At 67.3% G+C, this 1,423-nt stretch carries 2 protein-coding genes; both read left to right on the top strand.

Going from position 1 to position 1,423, the window contains the following annotated elements; translation table 11 throughout:
* Window positions 1-18 precede the first annotated feature (18 nt).
* Window positions 19-363, top strand: a complete 345-nt coding sequence (locus tag E0504_RS53225) for a transposase (protein ID WP_306769432.1) — start codon at window positions 19-21, stop codon at window positions 361-363.
* Window positions 339-1,406 carry an integrase core domain-containing protein gene (locus E0504_RS48620; RefSeq protein WP_112105842.1) on the top strand — a complete coding sequence of 356 codons (1,068 nt, stop codon included), beginning with the start codon at window positions 339-341 and terminating at the stop codon, window positions 1,404-1,406. The genes E0504_RS53225 and E0504_RS48620 overlap by 25 nt, the downstream gene beginning before the upstream one ends.
* Window positions 1,407-1,423 lie beyond the last annotated feature (17 nt).

The raw sequence follows: 1,423 nt of genomic DNA on the forward strand, positions 1-1,423 counted from the left end.
TCACCTTAAAGCAGCGCCATTGAGCCATGTCCCGTCCGTTCACAATGCACACGAGCCACCCGGAACGGCCGCCAGTTGATGCTACGTCCCCGCGACATCCACGAAGCGGTCGAGCAGGCCCGCGCCAAACAGAACACCGACGGGTGGAAACAGCGCTACGCAACCCGCGCCGGCGTCGAGAGCACCATCCATCAATCAGTTGCCGTCACCGGGATCCGCCGCTGCCGCTACACCGGACTACCCAAGACCCGGCTTGCCCTGTGGGGTGCCAGAAGTCGGCTTGGGCCTGTGACCTGGGGTGATGCGACGATGCAGAGCTGGCGGCATGATGGTCAGTTGTGTCCGTGCGCCTGCTCTATCTGATCTTCGTGCGGGTGTGTGGCTGGCTGGTTCTCCTCGGTCGTTCGTCGGCGTCGAAGGACATCGAGTTGCTGGTGCTGCGGCATGAGGTTGCGGTGCTGCGCCGTACCCAGCCCAAGCCCCGGTGGGACTGGGTGGACCGGGCGGTGCTCGCCGCCCTGATCCGACTCCTGCCCAGGGCGCTGCGAGTGCACCGGCTGGTCACGCCTGGCACCGTTCTGCGGTGGCACCGCCGCCTGGTCACACGGAAATGGACCCACCCGCAGCGGACCGGACGGCCACCGATCAGCTCGGAGATCGCCACGCTGATTGAGCGGCTCGCGACCGAGAACCCGACGTGGGGCTACCCGCGGATCCAGGGCGAGGTCCTCAAGCTCGGCCACCGGGTGAGCGCCTCCACGATCCGCCGGGTCCTGAAGTCTTTGGGGCTGCCCCCGGCTCCGCAACGGCAGACCGACGCGACGTGGCGGCAGTTCCTGCGCACGCAGGCGTCGACGATGCTGGCGGTGGACTTTTTCCACGTGGATTGCGCGGTGACGTTGCGGCGTCTGTACTGCTTCTTTGTCATCGAGGTCGGCTCCCGCTCCGTCCACGTCCTCGGGGTCACCGCCCACCCGGACGGCCCGTGGACCACCCAACAAGCCCGGAACCTTCTGATGGATCTCGGTGACCGGGCTGCCGACTTCCGGTTCCTGGTCCGTGACCGGGCCGGGCAGTTCACCGCGTCGTTCGACGCAATCCTCGCCGATGCCGGTATCGACGCGGTCACGATCCCACCCCGGACTCCGCGGGCGAATGCCTACGCGGAACGGTTCGTCCGCACGGTCCGGGCCGAGGTCACCGACCGGATGCTGATCTTCGGTGAGCGGCATCTGCGCGCTGTCCTGGCCGAGTACGCACGGCACTACAACGGACGGCGACCCCACCGCGGCCGCGACCTTCAACCACCACGGCCCGACCATCCCGTCGCCGACCTGGCCAGGGAACGGATCAAGCGCCAGCCTGTCCTCGGCGGCCTGATCAACGAATACGAACGAGCCGCCTAGGGTCTGTTCCAAGTTCG

Source organism: Parafrankia sp. BMG5.11 (genome assembly GCF_004337455.1).